A 15,747-nucleotide genomic window follows, 5' to 3' on the forward strand; every position below is an offset into this window, starting at 1 on the left:
TTTTCCTCCTATTCATTTCTCAATTTCAGACCACGAATCTTTAATCTCTTTTGCAATTCTGGTGCAAATAAAACTAAAGCGAGCAAGATTGCATTAAAGAGACGTACCAAGTTTTGATCTAGATTTGGAATTTCATAGATATTTAAAATAATCAAACGATAAACAATAGCACCAATTCCGATGGATAACAAGCGGCTTCCAATGGTCAAGTCGTGTATCAAAACTTCTGCAATAATAACTGCACTCAAACCAACAACGATAGTTCCTGTCCCAGAAGTCACATCTGAAAATCCATCATTTTGGGCAAATAAGGAACCACATAGGGCAATCAAACCGTTTGAAATCATGTAACCAACAATCTTCATGGTGTCTACATTGACCCCATTTGCCTCACTCATCGGAATATTGTCCCCAGTCGAACGCAAGACAAGGCCAATCTCCGTTTTCATCAAAAGAGTCAAGACTAGACAAACAAGTAATAGACAGACTAAACTAAGTGAGAAAACAGCTTCTTCATTTGTCAGCCCCAAGCTCGCCAACTGTTTAAAGACAGTTGAAGAATCTCCCAAGGAAAGATTAGGCACACTTCCCATGATTTTAATATTGATGGAATAAAGCCCTGTCAAGGTCACAATTCCTGTCAAGAGAGCTGGGATTTTCATCTTGGTGTGGAGCATTCCTGATACAAGACCAGCTACCATACCTGCCAGCAAAGCAAGTAAGGTCGCAATCCAAGGATTTGTCCCTGCCTGTATCTGCGATACAACGACAGCTGCCCCCAAAGGAAAGGCTCCTTCAGCAGTCATATCCGCAATATCCAAAATACGGAAAGTCAAGTAAACTCCAATGGCCATAATCGACCACAACAAACCTTCTGATAAACTAGATAATACAAAACTCATCTTAAACCTCCCTATTCCTTGCTTTCCAACTTACTAATATCAATTCCTAGTGCATCTGCCATTTCTTGATTGGTATGCAATTCCAGTTTTTCAGGCAACTCAACTGCTATATTTTCTGGTTTCTCACCTTTTAAGACACGAATCAACATGCGGGCTGTCTGCCGTCCCAATTCTTCATAATTGGTACCGTAGTTATACAAACCACCAACCGCAATCATTTCCGTTGAGCCACCGAATACTGGAACCTTGTGTTTAATAGAAACCTGCTTAACTGTTTCCATGGTTGACGAAATGATATTGTCCGTTGGTACAAAAACCATATCCACTTCTGCCATCAAACTCTCTGCTGCCGCTTTGACATTGTTACTGTCCAAGATTGTTTTTTCAACAACGGTAAAGCCTTTTTCTTCCAGAAGTCGCTTAGCTTCATCCTTTTGGACAACTGAGTTTGGCTCGCTCTGAGTATAGAGGATTCCAATTGTTTTAGCTTTTGGCAACACTTTCTTTATCAAATTGATTTGGGTTGAGATAGCATCTGATGACTGATCACTTGTTCCAGTTACATTGCCCCCAGGATGCTCTCTTGACTCTACCAACTTGGCACTGACAGGGTCTGTTACAGCTGAAAAGATAACCGGTGTCGTTTGTGTTGTATTAGCCAAGCTCTGAGCAGAAGGCGTTGCGATAGCTAGAACGACATCACTAGATTCTGCTAGTTGCTGGGAAATCGTTTTTAGGTTTCGTTGTTCTCCCTGTGCATTTTGCAAATCAATCTCGATATTTTTCCCTTCAGCATAGCCTTGCTTGGCAAGCTCATCCACAAACCCTTCTCTAGTAGCGTCTAAGGACTGGTGGGTAATAAATTGCGAAATACCGATACGAAACACATCTTTTTTCTTATCTGCCTTCAACTGATGCAAACTAATCAGAGAGGTCAAGAGAATCCCCACTACCAAGAGAGGGGCTAGTAATTTTCGAACAACTTTCATAATGAAACTCCTTCTCAGAAAAGATAAAACAAAAAACCGCCTAGATAATATCTAAACGGATGCTTGAAATAAGCTAACAAGTTACAACTTAGCTAGTCCATTTAGATATTCATCTATATGGACCACAATCAAAAATCTTAGCCACATAGATACAAACAAATTGCTTGAACTGTTTGCATCCATGGTGACATGTCTACAAACACTATCTAAAGTAGCTAAAGTAAAAGTTTTGATTCATCGTTACAGCTTGTCTCTTATTCATTTCTTTTTCTGCTTTCTTTTTTGATGTTTCCTATCTTACCACCTTTTTCATCAGCTGTCAAGAATATTTCAGAATTTTTTAAAATTTTTCGAAAATTCTTTCAGGATACTTTCAAAGATTTTTTCAAATCAGTCCAACAAAAAAAGGTTTATAATTCCCATAAAAATTGATATGGAAATTATAAAACCATTATTAGTTTAACCCTTGTTGGTAACGCGCTAATTCGGCTTGGTTAGCCCAAACATAGTGACCTGGACGGATTTCTACCATAGATGGCTTATCAGTCTCATAGTCGTGTTGACTTGGGTCGTAAACCTTCAAGACCTTCTTACGTTCCAAGATTGGATCTGGGATTGGTACCGCTGAAAGCAAGGCTTGAGTATATGGATGAATTGGATTGTTAAACAATTCTTCTGTTTCTGCAACCTCTACAATAACACCCTTGTAAATAACTGCGATACGATCTGAAATAAAGCGAACGACAGACAAGTCATGGGCGATGAAGAGATAGGTCAAACCAAGTTCTTTTTGGAATTTTTTGAGCAAGTTCAAGACTTGAGCACGCACAGAAACGTCCAAGGCTGAAATGGGCTCATCCGCAATAACAAAGTCTGGTTGCATGACCAAGGCACGGGCAATACCGATACGTTGACGTTGACCACCTGAGAATTCATGAGGGTAACGAGTCAAGTGCTCAGCAAGAAGCCCCACTTCACGGATAATATTTTTAACTTTCTCTTTACGTTCTTCTTCATCCTTGAACAGATGATGATTGTAAAGACCTTCAGAAATAATATAATCAACAGTCGCACGTTCATTCAAACTTGCGGCAGGATCTTGAAAAATCATCTGGATACGACGAATCAATTCTGCAGCTTGTTCACGCGATTTCTTACCATTAATCTTTTGACCATCAAAAATGATATCCCCATTACTTGTATCATTAAGACCGATGATGGCACGACCAATAGTTGTTTTCCCACTACCTGACTCACCTACAAGCGAGAAAGTTTCTCCCTTGTTGATAAAGAAGTTAGCATTTTTAACTGCGACAAACTTCTTACTTCCTTCACCGAAGGAAATTTCTAAATCTTTGATTTCTACTAATTTTTCAGACATTTCCTTCCTCCTAGTCAGCCAGATGGGCAAATCCCATTTTTTCACGAATCTTATCATGGAGATTTGCAATCACAGCTGGTTTTTCTACTTTTGGAGCATCCTCATGAAGTAGCCAAGTTTTAGCCCAATGTGTCTCTGATACTGAGAATTGAGGAGCTTTTTGTTCGAAGTCAATTTGCATTGCATAGTCAGAACGCAAGGCAAAGGCATCCCCTTTCAGGTCAGTATAAAGTGACGGAGGTGTTCCTGGGATTGAGTAAAGATCCCCTTTATCATCAGCAAGCTGAGGCAAGCTAGACAAGAGACTCCATGTATATGGATGGCGAGGGTCATAGAAGACTTCCTCAACAGTTCCATACTCAACGATTTCTCCTGCATACATAACCGCTACCTTATCTGCAATACTTGCCACCACACCAAGGTCGTGGGTGATAAAGATTGTTGTGAAATGGTACTCGTTTTGTAAAGATTTCAACAAATCAATAATCTGAGCTTGGATGGTCACATCCAAGGCAGTCGTTGGCTCATCACAAATCAAGACATCAGGTCGGCAGGCAAGAGCAATCGCAATAACGATACGTTGACGCATTCCTCCAGAATATTGGAATGGGTATTCATCAAAACGTCTATCTGCATCTGGAATCCCAACCTTATTCATGTAGTCAATGGCCAATTCTTTCGCTTCTTTAGCTGTTTTTCCTTGGTGTTTTACAATAACTTCTGTAATCTGACTACCAATTGTTTTAATTGGGTCCAAACTAGTCATTGGATCTTGGAAGATAGTCGCAATCTTAGCGCCACGAATTTGTTCCCAATCCTTGTGAGAAGATAAAGCTGTCAAATCTTGACCACGGTAGTCAATGCTACCTTGGGCAATGCGACCATTTTCTTCAAGCATACCTGTGAAAGTCTTTGTCAAAACAGATTTTCCTGATCCTGACTCACCTACCAAGGCTAATACTTCTCCTTCAACTAGTTCAAGGGAAACGCCGCGAATGGCTGTCAATACTTTGTCACGAACGTCAAATTCCACGACAATATCGCGAGCAGTCAAAATTACATTTTTTTCTTTTGTCATTTCTACTCCTATCTATGTGTACGTGGATCACTAGCATCCGCTAAGTTTTGACCAACTACGAAAAGGGATAAGGATACCAAGACAAGAGTTGTCAATGGAATCCAGAAGAGGTATGCATTTGTCGTTACGTTCTGAGAGTAATCTGAAATCAAACGACCTAAACTTGGAACTGTAATCGGCAATCCAAGTCCAAAGAATGAAAGGAAAGCTTCGTATGAGATAAAGGCTGGAAGCATTTGAGATGTCGTCGTAACGATAACAGATACCAATTGTGGCATAATGTTTTTTACAACAATCTTAAAGGTTGGTGTTCCAAGTGTACGTGAAGCAAGGTTATACTCCAAGTCACGATAACGCATGATCTGAATACGAATTGAGTAAGCAATACCAATCCAAGTAGTCACACTCATAGCAAAAATCAGATTCCAGAATCCAGCTCCGATTGAGTAAGTCAAGACAATGACAATCAAAAGAGATGGGATGTTTGAGATGACATTATAAACTTCCATCATCACACGGTCAACTGATTTTGAAATTCCCCAAATACCACCGACAAAAACACCGATAACCAAGTTAATCACTGTCGCAATCACAGAAATGAGGATAGAGTTACGAGCTCCGAACCAGACACCGTCAAAGAGAGATTTACCGTTACTGTCTGTACCGAACCAATGCTCAGCATTTGGCTTGATATAACGAGCACTAAAGTCGTTTACTTTGCTGACATCATTGAAATCAAACTTAGAAAACATTGGGTAGATGAAACTCATCAAAATGATAGCTACCAAGATTCCCAACATGACTACAGTTGATTTCTTCTTCATAAATTGTCTAAACACTGAGCCCCAGTATGAATAGGCTGGCGCATCAATGGCTTCAGAGGCAAAATCGTCACGTTTTACGAACTGAAATTTTTCTTTATCGATTGTAGACATTATTTGCCTCCTTTCTCAGTCAATTTAATACGTGGGTCAATAATAGTCATCCAAATATCTCCCAAAAGAAGTGAGAAGATAGAAATACATGTAAAGATGAAGACAAGACCTACGACCATAGAGTTATTAGATGCTTTTACAGAGTCAATCAACATTTTACCCATACCTGGGAAAGCGAAGACTGTTTCAGTAAGGGTTGCACCACCGATAACCCCGATAACAGCACCAGGAATTCCTGAAACCAGCGGAACCATGGCATTTTTAAAGATGTGTTTGTTTGAAATTTCTTTTTCAGACAAACCTTTTGCACGAGCAAAACGAACAAAGTCCTGTGATTGCAAGTCAATCATGTAACGACGAATCCAAATAGCTGTACCAGGAGCACCCAATAAACCAAGGATAACTGCTGGTAAAACATACGAACGCCAATCTCCAGCACCCAAGATAGGGAATGAATCTGGAAGACCAATTGATGATCCAATCAAACGAACAATGTAAACCAAGGCAATGGTTGGAAGGGCCATCAAGAAGGTCAAAAACCCTGTTGAGAAGCTATCAATCCAAGTATTCTTGAAGCGAGCCATAGCTGAACCAAGTGGCACGGCAATCGCATAAGAAATCACCAAACCAATCAATCCAACGACTGCAGAGCTAGCAATCATAGAAGGATATTGGTAGTTGCTTTCAGTTGCAGTATATGGGTCATCTTTCCCATAGTTAGCTACTTCACGAGAATCAGCCTGACTAGGCGATTTGTAGGTTCTTGAGTAGATATTAACTGAAGATGTTTTCTTACCAGTTGGGAATTGCACTTCTGATGTCTTAGTTTGACCTTGTCCTTGTGTGATAACTTGAAGCACAGGAGTATTAGCATAAGTTGGATATGAATCACCCAAATTCAAGTTCACAAAGTTTTGGTGAACAAATGGGAACTGACTATTGAAGTACAAGAGGTACTTGTGTTTAGTCCCTGAACCTACCAGAGACCAGCCGATAGCGGGATCATTTTCAAAACGCAAATAACGCTCCAAATTTGGATTTTCTGGGTCCTGAATCTTGTTTGTGTGGTCGATATCAAGCAAGTTTGCATAGAATTTAAACACACGTTCAAAAATTGGAATTTCACGTGTAGCGTAGAATTGGCCACTTTCAGTAAATTCTCCCAGGGTCCAACCATGACCGATTTGTTTGATGTATTTTTCATAGATAGCCTTGTTGGTATCATTGGCTTCAACTGTTACAGAAGCATCCATCTGGCTAGCTTTTTCTTGCAATTCCTTGGTATCGTAGTACTCGATATAGCCCATACGCTCATAAACAGTGTTCTCATAGTTATCACGCTTATCAGCAGTTGTCGCAATCTTGTTATAGTTGGTATCCTGTTTGAAAATCAATTTTCGAGGAACCATTGTATAGATAATCGTGTAAGTCAAGGTTGTTACTAAGAAGATAGAAACCAATGACCGCAAAACACGCATAAAAATATATTTTTTCATATCATTTCCTTTAAAAATCCCAAAAGAACCTTCTCCTCATGGAGAGAAAGTTCTATTGAAAATTATTTACTTCACATGACTTGCCAATTCTTTTTGAGCTTTCTCGTTTGACTCAGTCTTTTCTTTCAACCATTTTTCACGAGCTTTTTCATACTCTTCTTTGGTGATTGCTTTTTCACCAACTTCAGTGTACTTCAAGTATCCTGAATTTTCACCTTTAAGGCCGGCTACAGAATATGAAGAGCTAAATGGTAGAACTTTTGAAACATATGAAACGGCTGTTTCTTTAGGAGAAGCCATTACTGGAATTGTCAAAGCATTATCAGTCAACCAAGCTTGTGCCACCGCGTATTTTTCATAACGTTTTTGAACATCTTGGTTTTCGCTGTTTGCGTCATCAAGTAATTTTCCATAGTCAGCTAAACCAAGTTTGCTTACTACTGATGCATCTGTGTTTTGGTCAATACCAAGGTAAAGACGAGTGCTTCCTCCCTTAAGGACGAATTGATCCAAGAAAGTAGAAGGATCTTGATAGTCCGGGTTCCATCCTAGCAAGGTATGGATATCCCAGTCTTGCTCTTTAGCTGTTGGAGCGCTAAATGAAATTGGTAAAGCTTCTGCTTGAGTCATTTGTTGTAAGTCTACAACAACATTATCTGAACCCAATACTTTTTCAATTGATTGTTTCAATGATTGAACACGGTTTACAACCGCTGTTGATTCTTGGATAACCAGGGCATCCAAGTGGATTGGGAATTCAACACCTTCAGCTTGTAGACTTGATTTGGCTTTAGCAAAGACTTCTTTCGCTTTTTCTTCATTGTAAAGGCCATTTTGAGAATCTGCTAGAGACACGTTTGACCAAGTAGAAGAATTTGTCTTAGCCAAGCTATCTTGTACCAATTCACCAAATGTTTTCTTACCAACTTGAAGATTATAAGGTGCAAACGTATTACGGATGGCTACTGCAGCTCCATCAGTACCATTTGTTTGAGCTGAGTAAGAATTGCGATCGACAGCAAAGTTCAAGGCTTGACGGAATTCCTTGTTTAGCAATGCTTTCTGAGTAGATGTCTTTTGGGTATCACTTGTTTTGGCAGTGTGGTTATAGGTTGTACGGCCATAATTCAAGCTGACAGTTGCAACACCCGCTCCTGGTTCATTAAAGTAAATGTTATCTTTAAAGTCAGCTGCATATTTTTCATATGTAGAACTTGTAGGGAAGATACGAGCCTTGCTATATTGACCATCAGCAAAACCTTTAGCAATCACATCTTGGTCCTTACCATCCCAGAAAGTGAACTTAACGTTCTCAATTTTTACATTTTCTTTGTCCCAGTAAGCATCATTTTTAGCCATCTCGATAGATGATTTTGGAGTTACAGATTTTAAGACAAATGGACCGTTATAAAGAATAGAGTTAGCATCGGTTGGGGCACCAAAACCTTCACCTTTTGAAGTTAAGAATTCTTCATTAACCGGCATCAAAACACCACTAGTGGTCTTATCATTCCAGAAAGTTTCTGGCTGGTTCAAGGTATATTCTAGTGTTTGATCATCAAGTGCTTTTACTCCAACGGTTGAAAAATCGCTTGTTTCACCCTTGATATAGGCTTCTAATCCCTTAATAGAAGAGCTAACGATTGAAAGTCCTTTTGATTTTCCATCTACGGCATGTTTCAAACCAGTAACGAAGTCTTTAGCAGTTACAGGAGCGTATTCTTCTCCCTCTGCTGTAACCCATTTAGCATCCTTACGGATTTTATAGGTATAAGTCAAACCATCTTTTGAAACTGTCCATGATTCAGCAATAGAAGGAACCAAGTTACCATATTTATCATTAGCCAACAAACCATCTACAGCATTTGTTGTGACGAATGATGTTGAATCGATATTGCTGACGATATAATCCAAGGTTTCTGGATCTGTTTGATAAACATATTGGTAATCTTTTGCTAGTTTAGCATTATTTGAACTAGTGTTTGAACACGCAGCTAGAACTCCTGACGCTAATAAGGTAGCTCCCGCTACAGCAAGCACTTGACTTTTTTTCATTTATTTACTCCTCTTATAAATAAAGTATAGGTTATCATCAATTATATCATAGATTTCAAGAAAAGTAAACGAATTTTCAGAATATTTAGGCTTATTGATACAAAAAATCTGAAAAAGCTATTGACTGAAAATCATTTTCAAGGTATAATAATAAACGTTAAGGCGGTATAGCCAAGTGGTAAGGCACGGCTCTGCAAAAGCTTGATCGTCGGTTCAAATCCGTCTACCGCCTTCTATAACTTGATTTTTTCAGGTTTCATTTAAACAGAAAGCCCAGTTTAAAGGGCTTTTTTTATTTTCTTCGGATAAATACATATAACTTACAAAAACTTTTGGGGTGAATTTGGGGCAGACTTCTTTTTAGGAGACAATCTTTTGATACTCAATGAAAATCAAAGAGCAAACTAGGAAACTAGCCGCAGGCTGTACTTGCGTACGGCAAGGCGACGTTGACGCGGTTTGAATTTGATTTTCGAAGAGTATGAAATCAACTGAAAAAGCTTCGTCACACCTGGTGACAAAAGCCTCTAGTTTATTCTGTTTCTTCTTCAATTTCGAATTCTGTGATTTGGACTTTTACCTTGGTAACACGTCCATTTTTCACTTTATCATTGGTTAGGATAAGCTGTTTGTTTTGGCTGATCAATTCATAGCTGAGTTTCTCAGTCGTTGGAATGGTCCCAACTCCTGTCAAATAATAACCAGCGATGGTATCAACGTCATCACTTTCCAGTTCAACATCAAAGTAATCGTTGAAATCATTGAGATTCATGGTACCTTGAACAATATAAGTATCTTCTCCGATTTGATGAACTTCGATTTCAGCCTTATCTGTTTCGTCATCGATTTCCCCAACGATTTCCTCTAAGAGGTCTTCCAGGGTCACCAAACCAGCCATCCCACCGTATTCATCTAGCAAGATTGCCATTTGTCTTTGAGTATTTCGCAATTCTTTTAGCAAGTCATCCACAAAAATAGTTTCAGGAACAAAAAGTGGATCTTGTAAAATTCTCTTCCATACAATATTATCAAAACCGTCTTCAAAAGCCGCCTTAAGAAGACTCTTAGTGTGAATGATTCCAATCACGTTATCCTTATCCCCATCATAAACAGGGATACGGGAAAAGTTTTGTTTTAAAATGCTCTGGATAATGGTTTGACTATCATCCTGAATATCCACCATAAAGGCATCCGTCCGAGGAACCATGACTTCTCTGGCCATTAATTCGTCCAGTGAAAAAATCCCCTGTAACATCTCAATTTCGTCAGCATCTAGTGTTTCTTCACTATTTGTCAGCATGTACTCAATTTCATCACGAGTCATTTTTTCGTCAGCATCGTCAAAGGTCATAGGAGTCAAGCGACTCAAGAGATTGGTAGATGCAGACAAAAGCCAAACAAAGGGACTAACTAGTTTCCCAAGTCCAATGATAACTGGCGCTGTACGAATCGCCAAGGCATCCTTTAGATTAAGAGCGATTCTTTTGGGATACAATTCCCCAAAAACGATGGAAATATAAGTCAAAAATGCTAAAGATAGAAAACTTGCAACGGCATAAGCTGTTTCGCCGTTTCCAAGCCAAGATGCAATTTCTCGTCCCAGAGTTTCTGCCAAACTCGCCCCTGATAAGATTGTAATCAGGGTAATCCCTACTTGAATAGTAGATAAAAAGTGGTTAGGATTTTCTAGTACCTTCAGCAGACGGATATAGCGTCTATCTCCTTCTTCTGCCTTTTGTTCAACACGCGCACGATTAAGTGAAACCATGGCCATTTCTGTGGCTGAGAAAAAGGCATTTAACACCGTCAAGATAAACAATAAAACAAATTGTAGCAACAAATTCTGACTACTTGGGTCTTCCATAGTTCTTCTCCTAAAATAGTATCTTATCCTTTATTATATCACAAAATCTAATCCAGTACATATTATTTTTTTCTCATACTCTTCGAAAATCTCTTCAAACTACGTCAGCTTCACCTTGCCGTAGATATGGTTACTGACTTCGTCAGTTCTATCCGCAACCTCAAAACAGTGTTTTGAGCTGACTTCGTCAGTTCCATCTATAACCTCAAAATAGTGTTTTGAGCAACCTGCGGCTAGCTTCCTAGTTTGCAATTTGATTTTCATTGAGTATTCGTGTCTATTGTAGTCCTGCTGAAACTAGTAAAAAAGAACTCCTACATCTTCAAGTGACATAGGAGTTTATTTTGTATTTTACTGAGTAACAGTCACTTCTCCAGTTCGGTAATCCAGTTGAAGTCCCTTTTGAACATTGGGAACTAGAACATTGAATTCCAATTCTCCGTCTGAAGACTTGGCTTCAATCTGTGAAGCTGAAGGAACTAAATCCTCGTTCGAAGCGTAGTAAAGGGTTACACGGTAACGAACACGCTTGTTTTTATCCAAAGCTTTACGCACCAAGCTTTCATAGTAGTTTTGACCAGTCGAATCCTCGGCCTGTGCCTGATTTGCCCAGGCTGTCTGAACAGCAATGTTTTTAGGATTGCTTGTCGAGGCATCAAAACCATCCAAGCCTCCGATTAAGGCATAGCCTAACAAGTGACCTCTATCGACCGCATGGGTATAAGTACCCTTTAGATTCTTAACCTGATGCCAGCCTGGAGGAGTCCATGAAGTCGAACCATTCCCAGTTTCTTCACGATTCTTGTACTGACGAGTAGCCTTAGACAAGAGTGCATTAGCTACGGTTGGTACCGTTTCCTTGCCCACTGTCTTTGTTTTATTATCAGCGTAAGGCTTACTTGAAACCTTGGCATCTAGATTTGTTTTATTGCCATTGATGATAAAAGCACCGGATCCATTCCACTCAAGACTCCCTTTTATTTGGCTTTTGACCGCATCTGTTAGGACACTCTCTGCCAATTCTTGGCTTGGAGCTTCCGAAGCTTGTTTTTTCTGACTAACTTTAGTTTTGGGACTATTAGCTGTCGACTGCATCTGCTTGATATAATAGCTCCCTGCAGATAAAAGTAATAACACTAGCAGTCCGATCAGTGTCTGTCTTGTTTTTTTGTTCATATTTCTCCTTATCTTTATAAAAAGGCTGGTCTCCCAGCCTAATTTCCTGTAAATTTATGAATCAATTCCTGCCATTTTGCTGGAGACAGGATAGCCCACGGATCTTGACCCTTGCCCAAGATTCCATAACCTACCATTAAGCCGATACCTAGGGCTAGAGCACCTAAAAACAGTACCAAAATGACTAGAAGTAAACGCTTGATTACGTAGCTTGATTTCTTATTCATCTTCATCACTTGCCTCAATCCGCTGAATCTTAGCACCTAGCTGTGCCAACTTCTCATGGAAACGGTAGTAACCTCTATCCAAGTGAACCAATTTACCAACTACAGTTTCTCCTTGTGCTACCAAACCTGTCAAAATCAAGGCAGCACTGGCACGAAGGTCAGTTGAAAGAACTTCTGCTCCCTGCAAAGGCTGTCCACCAACAATACGAGCCGTATCACGGATAATCTCAGAATGCAAGCCCATGCGACGCATTTCTTCTAAGTGTTGGAAACGATTTTCGAAAACTGTCTCCACCATAGTTGATTCCCCTTTTGAGACGGTCATCAAGGCTGTAAATTGAGCCTGCATATCTGTTGGAAAACCTGGGTGTGGCAAGGTTTTCACATGAACAGCTTTTAGATTTTCTAGTTGAGAGCGAACTCGAATCCCTTCAGTCTCCTCTGTCACTTCCACTCCCATTTCAAGCAATTTGGCAATCAAGGGACGGTTGTGCTCCCAGACAGCGTCTTTAATCAAGACATCACCACCAGTCATGGCAGCAGCTACCATAAAGGTTCCTGCTTCGATACGGTCTTGGACTACATTGTGAGTCGTACCATAAAGTTTCTCAACACCGGTAATGGTAATGGTCTCTGTACCAGCACCCTTAACCTTAGCTCCCATTTCATTGAGGAGAATAGCTAGATCCACAATCTCAGGCTCACGCGCAGCATTTTCAATCACTGTCACCCCATCAGCTAGGGTCGCTGCCATCATCAAGTTCTGCGTCGCACCAACACTTGGGAAGTCCATGTAGATATGAGCTCCATGTAAGCGATCCGCCTTGGCTTCGATATAACCAGCCGTCTGACTAATCTTAGCCCCCATGGCTTCCAGACCTTTCAAATGAAGATCAATAGGGCGGCTACCAATCGTACAACCACCTGGCATGGATACCTTGGCATGACCTACACGAGCAAGAATTGGTCCCAAGACAACGATAGATGCACGCATCTTGCTGACATACTTGTAAGGAGCCTCCTCAGTGATATCGCCAGTCGCGTCCACCTCAACAAGATGAGCTTCTTCATTAAAATCCACCTTGGCATTCAAACCACGAACCACCTGATTCATAGTGAAAACATCTGACAAGATAGGAACATTCTGCAAGACGGTCTTTCCTTCACTTGCTAGAATAGTCGCTGCCAACAAAGGCAAGACTGCATTCTTTGCTCCTTCGATCGTAACACTTCCTACCAGACGATTATCGCCACCTTGAACCACAATTTTTTCCATACTTATTTCCTTTACATTTGATTTTATAATAATCCTCTAAGCGCTTCTTGCCACAACTGATATAGGCTGATAAAGAAAGAACTCATGATATAGCCCATTACAATGCTGAAAAAGGCTACTAGTAAACGAACTTTTCCTGTATTCTCAGCTGTCACTTTTAAAACCTTTTCCCATCTAACAAGATTCTTTAAAAGGTAAAAACTCACATAAATAAAGAGCATGTGACTGCTTAGAGTGAATAATAATTGAACCATTTGACTATTATACCATCTTCTCTGTTTGTGCGCTAGTTTGGAAACTTCACTTAAAAACTAGGGATTGTTTTTCAAGTAATCAATTGCATCTTGTAGGGTTTTAACGGGAACAATTTTCATATCTGTCTTGATTGTTCTAGCTGCTTCCAGGGCTGTTTGGTAGTTGTTTTTAGCATCAGGATGCGCTTTTTGTTCTTCTTCGCTAACAGGGTTATCCGGGGCAAAGAAAATAGCAGCACCTTCTCTAGCCGAAGCAACAACTTTCTTATCAATACCTCCAATGTCCCCCACATTCCCATCGCGATCAATGGTACCTGTACCGGCAACGATACGACCATTACGAAGACCAGGGTCAGCTATTTGAGTATAGATGGCCAGACTAAACATGAGACCTGCACTTGGACCGCCAATACCAGCTGTTGAAAAGCGAATTGGGACATCACTGGTTACTTCTGTACGGTCAATCAAGCCGATTCCAATTCCATTTTTGCCATTTTCTAGCGTAATGATTTTTCCTTCTGCAGACTTGGTTTGCCCATCTTCTTCATAGGTGACCTTGACAGAATCCCCTAATTTTTGAGAATTGACGTAATCAATCAAGTCTTTGGAACTATCAAAGGTCTGATCATTGACTGCTGTGACCGTATCAGAAATGTTGAGAATCCCTTTAAAGGTCGAATTATCCGTCACAGTCAAGACATAAACCCCAAGATATTTGAGTTCAATATCCTTACCAGCTGTTTTTAACCCTTGATACTTGGCCATATTTTGCGATGTTTGCATGTAGAATTGATTGATCCGCATAAATTCAACATCGGAAGAACCACCTGTAGTCTCCTGAGCACTACGAATATCTGTAAAAGGCGTCAACCATGCATAAATCATATGAGCTAAAGTGGCATGCTGGACACCAACCGTAACGAATTGATAGGCACCAGCTTCCTTATCTTCTGTGTCATTGACTTTAAGGACTTGGCGAATATCTTCCGAACCACCTGGAACCTCTATATAATAAGGCAAAGGCACTACAAACGCCAAGAAAGTCACAATCAAGGCCGCAATGACATATAAGGGCCATCTAATCTTTTTTTTCATTTCTTATTTCCTCCAAAATACTCTCGGGAACATAGCAGGCAATATCCTGACTAAATTTCAAAAGCTCTCTAACACCGGATGAACTGATATAGAGATGTTCAGGTCGGCTATGTAAATAAATGGTTTCTATATCAGGAGACAGTTGATGGTTGTAGTAATCAAAACTGGCTTCATATTGCAAATCCGAAGCATTTCTCAAGCCTCGCACTAGGAAAGTAGCCCCCAGTCTTTTTGCAACGTCAACCACCAATTCATCATGAGAAGACACGACTTCAACATTTCCCAAATGTTTCAAAGCATCTTCTAGCCCCCGTTTACGATTTTCGATAGGGAGAAATCCTTGTTTGTGGGGATTAAAAAAAATACCGACATAGAGCTTATCAAAGAGTCTGCTCGCCCGTTCAATGATATCCATATGCCCATTTGTCATCGGATCAAATGAGCCTGTGAATAAGCCAATCTTATCTGACATAAACTGTCACCTTACTAATTCCATAAATTTTTTCCTTCCAGATGCCCAGGCAGGCAATTTCTTCTGTAAGTTCAACGGCCTTATCCGTTTCACACACGACCATGACATCTTCAGAAAAAAGCTCTCTCTCAGCCATTTTTTCAATATCTGATACGATTTGTTCCTTGGCATAAGGAGGGTCTAAGAAGATGAGATCGAATTTCCCAGATACCTGTTCCAATGCCCTTTCTGCATCCATCTTGAGTAGTTGAAATTTTCCAACTTCCTTGGTCATCTGAATATTTTCAGCCACGATGGCTTGAGCCTTACGGTCACGCTCCACCAAAACAGCACTGGACATGCCACGTGAGACTGCCTCGATAGATAAACCACCACTACCTGCATAAAGGTCCAAGACTCGTCCCCCTTCAAAGTAGGGACCAATCATGTTAAAAATGGCGCCCCTAACCTTATCCGAAGTAGGTCTTGTCGTCTTGCCTTCTAGTGTCTTGAGGGGACGTCCCCCATAGATTCCTGATACGATTTTCATACCGTTTATTATACCAAA

15 protein-coding genes and 1 tRNA gene are annotated in these 15,747 nt (G+C 40.2%); 1 reads left to right on the forward strand and 15 read right to left on the reverse strand.

Annotated features, from left to right (window positions below):
• Positions 1-8: 8 nt before the first annotated feature.
• The 7 genes from ACERDH_RS08015 to ACERDH_RS08045 form a co-directional block, all read right to left on the reverse strand.
• Positions 9-902: an ABC transporter permease gene (locus tag ACERDH_RS08015; RefSeq protein ID WP_386685962.1), complete on the reverse strand. Its 894-nt coding sequence runs from the start codon at positions 900-902 to the stop codon at positions 9-11.
• An 11-nt stretch (positions 903-913) separates the two neighbouring features.
• Positions 914-1,891 (reverse strand): ABC transporter substrate-binding protein, encoded by a 978-nt coding sequence (locus ACERDH_RS08020; protein ID WP_024057377.1) that lies wholly within the window; start codon positions 1,889-1,891, stop codon positions 914-916.
• 454 nt (positions 1,892-2,345) lie between these two features.
• Positions 2,346-3,272, reverse strand: a complete 927-nt coding sequence (locus tag ACERDH_RS08025) for an ATP-binding cassette domain-containing protein (protein ID WP_001291284.1) — start codon at positions 3,270-3,272, stop codon at positions 2,346-2,348.
• A gap of 10 nt (positions 3,273-3,282) precedes the next feature.
• Entirely contained in the window at positions 3,283-4,350 is a 1,068-nt protein-coding gene (locus tag ACERDH_RS08030; protein WP_000159550.1) for an ABC transporter ATP-binding protein, read from the reverse strand.
• An 8-nt stretch (positions 4,351-4,358) separates the two neighbouring features.
• Positions 4,359-5,285 carry an oligopeptide ABC transporter permease OppC gene (gene oppC, locus ACERDH_RS08035; RefSeq protein WP_004255894.1) on the reverse strand — a complete coding sequence of 309 codons (927 nt, stop codon included), beginning with the start codon at positions 5,283-5,285 and terminating at the stop codon, positions 4,359-4,361.
• Positions 5,285-6,781: an ABC transporter permease gene (locus tag ACERDH_RS08040; protein ID WP_020902008.1), complete on the reverse strand. Its 1,497-nt coding sequence runs from the start codon at positions 6,779-6,781 to the stop codon at positions 5,285-5,287. The genes oppC and ACERDH_RS08040 overlap by 1 nt, the downstream gene beginning before the upstream one ends.
• Before the next feature lie 66 nt (positions 6,782-6,847).
• Positions 6,848-8,836: a peptide ABC transporter substrate-binding protein gene (locus ACERDH_RS08045; RefSeq protein WP_004255889.1), complete on the reverse strand. Its 1,989-nt coding sequence runs from the start codon at positions 8,834-8,836 to the stop codon at positions 6,848-6,850.
• A gap of 161 nt (positions 8,837-8,997) precedes the next feature.
• Between ACERDH_RS08045 and ACERDH_RS08050 the strand changes: the two genes are divergently transcribed.
• Positions 8,998-9,068 (forward strand) — tRNA-Cys (locus ACERDH_RS08050).
• 300 nt (positions 9,069-9,368) lie between these two features.
• Here the strand turns inward: ACERDH_RS08050 and ACERDH_RS08055 are convergent.
• The 8 genes from ACERDH_RS08055 to rsmD all read right to left on the reverse strand — a co-directional run bounded on the left by ACERDH_RS08055 (position 9,369) and on the right by rsmD (position 15,729).
• A complete protein-coding gene (locus ACERDH_RS08055; RefSeq protein WP_386685969.1) occupies positions 9,369-10,700 on the reverse strand; it encodes a hemolysin family protein in 1,332 nt (443 codons plus the stop codon).
• Positions 10,701-11,051: 351 nt separating this feature from the next.
• On the reverse strand, positions 11,052-11,876 hold the full coding sequence (gene endA, locus ACERDH_RS08060) for a DNA-entry nuclease EndA (protein WP_386685972.1): 825 nt from the start codon (positions 11,874-11,876) through the stop codon (positions 11,052-11,054).
• 38 nt (positions 11,877-11,914) lie between these two features.
• On the reverse strand, positions 11,915-12,103 hold the full coding sequence (locus tag ACERDH_RS08065; protein WP_004241151.1) for a DNA-directed RNA polymerase subunit beta: 189 nt from the start codon (positions 12,101-12,103) through the stop codon (positions 11,915-11,917).
• Positions 12,096-13,379: a UDP-N-acetylglucosamine 1-carboxyvinyltransferase gene (gene murA, locus ACERDH_RS08070; protein ID WP_386685975.1), complete on the reverse strand. Its 1,284-nt coding sequence runs from the start codon at positions 13,377-13,379 to the stop codon at positions 12,096-12,098. The genes ACERDH_RS08065 and murA overlap by 8 nt, the downstream gene beginning before the upstream one ends.
• Positions 13,380-13,402: 23 nt before the next feature.
• Positions 13,403-13,633: a DUF1146 family protein gene (locus ACERDH_RS08075; RefSeq protein ID WP_000250399.1), complete on the reverse strand. Its 231-nt coding sequence runs from the start codon at positions 13,631-13,633 to the stop codon at positions 13,403-13,405.
• Between the two features lie 57 nt (positions 13,634-13,690).
• Complete coding sequence (locus ACERDH_RS08080) at positions 13,691-14,728, reverse strand: SepM family pheromone-processing serine protease (protein ID WP_033687316.1); 1,038 nt, start codon at positions 14,726-14,728, stop codon at positions 13,691-13,693.
• Positions 14,712-15,200: a pantetheine-phosphate adenylyltransferase gene (coaD, locus tag ACERDH_RS08085; protein WP_173875771.1), complete on the reverse strand. Its 489-nt coding sequence runs from the start codon at positions 15,198-15,200 to the stop codon at positions 14,712-14,714. Before coaD ends, ACERDH_RS08080 begins: the two co-directional genes overlap by 17 nt.
• Positions 15,190-15,729, reverse strand: coding sequence for a 16S rRNA (guanine(966)-N(2))-methyltransferase RsmD (rsmD, locus tag ACERDH_RS08090; protein ID WP_173875770.1), 540 nt, complete (start codon positions 15,727-15,729; stop codon positions 15,190-15,192). Before rsmD ends, coaD begins: the two co-directional genes overlap by 11 nt.
• Between the last annotated feature and the right edge of the window lie 18 nt (positions 15,730-15,747).

Source organism: Streptococcus bovismuti (genome assembly GCF_042436615.2).
GTDB lineage: Bacteria > Bacillota > Bacilli > Lactobacillales > Streptococcaceae > Streptococcus.

Excerpts from the sequence above, each read along its gene's own strand:
- ACERDH_RS08015 (WP_386685962.1), bottom strand. The coding sequence starts at position 902 with ATGAGTTTTGTATTATCTAGTTTATCAGAAGGTTTGTTGTGGTCGATT.
- ACERDH_RS08020 (WP_024057377.1), bottom strand. The coding sequence starts at position 1,891 with ATGAAAGTTGTTCGAAAATTACTAGCCCCTCTCTTGGTAGTGGGGATT.
- ACERDH_RS08025 (WP_001291284.1), bottom strand. The coding sequence starts at position 3,272 with ATGTCTGAAAAATTAGTAGAAATCAAAGATTTAGAAATTTCCTTCGGT.
- ACERDH_RS08030 (WP_000159550.1), bottom strand. The coding sequence starts at position 4,350 with ATGACAAAAGAAAAAAATGTAATTTTGACTGCTCGCGATATTGTCGTG.
- oppC (WP_004255894.1), bottom strand. The coding sequence starts at position 5,285 with ATGTCTACAATCGATAAAGAAAAATTTCAGTTCGTAAAACGTGACGAT.
- ACERDH_RS08040 (WP_020902008.1), bottom strand. The coding sequence starts at position 6,781 with ATGAAAAAATATATTTTTATGCGTGTTTTGCGGTCATTGGTTTCTATC.
- ACERDH_RS08045 (WP_004255889.1), bottom strand. The coding sequence starts at position 8,836 with ATGAAAAAAAGTCAAGTGCTTGCTGTAGCGGGAGCTACCTTATTAGCG.
- ACERDH_RS08055 (WP_386685969.1), bottom strand. The coding sequence starts at position 10,700 with ATGGAAGACCCAAGTAGTCAGAATTTGTTGCTACAATTTGTTTTATTG.
- endA (WP_386685972.1), bottom strand. The coding sequence starts at position 11,876 with ATGAACAAAAAAACAAGACAGACACTGATCGGACTGCTAGTGTTATTA.
- ACERDH_RS08065 (WP_004241151.1), bottom strand. The coding sequence starts at position 12,103 with ATGAATAAGAAATCAAGCTACGTAATCAAGCGTTTACTTCTAGTCATT.
- murA (WP_386685975.1), bottom strand. The coding sequence starts at position 13,379 with ATGGAAAAAATTGTGGTTCAAGGTGGCGATAATCGTCTGGTAGGAAGT.
- ACERDH_RS08075 (WP_000250399.1), bottom strand. The coding sequence starts at position 13,633 with ATGGTTCAATTATTATTCACTCTAAGCAGTCACATGCTCTTTATTTAT.
- ACERDH_RS08080 (WP_033687316.1), bottom strand. The coding sequence starts at position 14,728 with ATGAAAAAAAAGATTAGATGGCCCTTATATGTCATTGCGGCCTTGATT.
- coaD (WP_173875771.1), bottom strand. The coding sequence starts at position 15,200 with ATGTCAGATAAGATTGGCTTATTCACAGGCTCATTTGATCCGATGACA.
- rsmD (WP_173875770.1), bottom strand. The coding sequence starts at position 15,729 with ATGAAAATCGTATCAGGAATCTATGGGGGACGTCCCCTCAAGACACTA.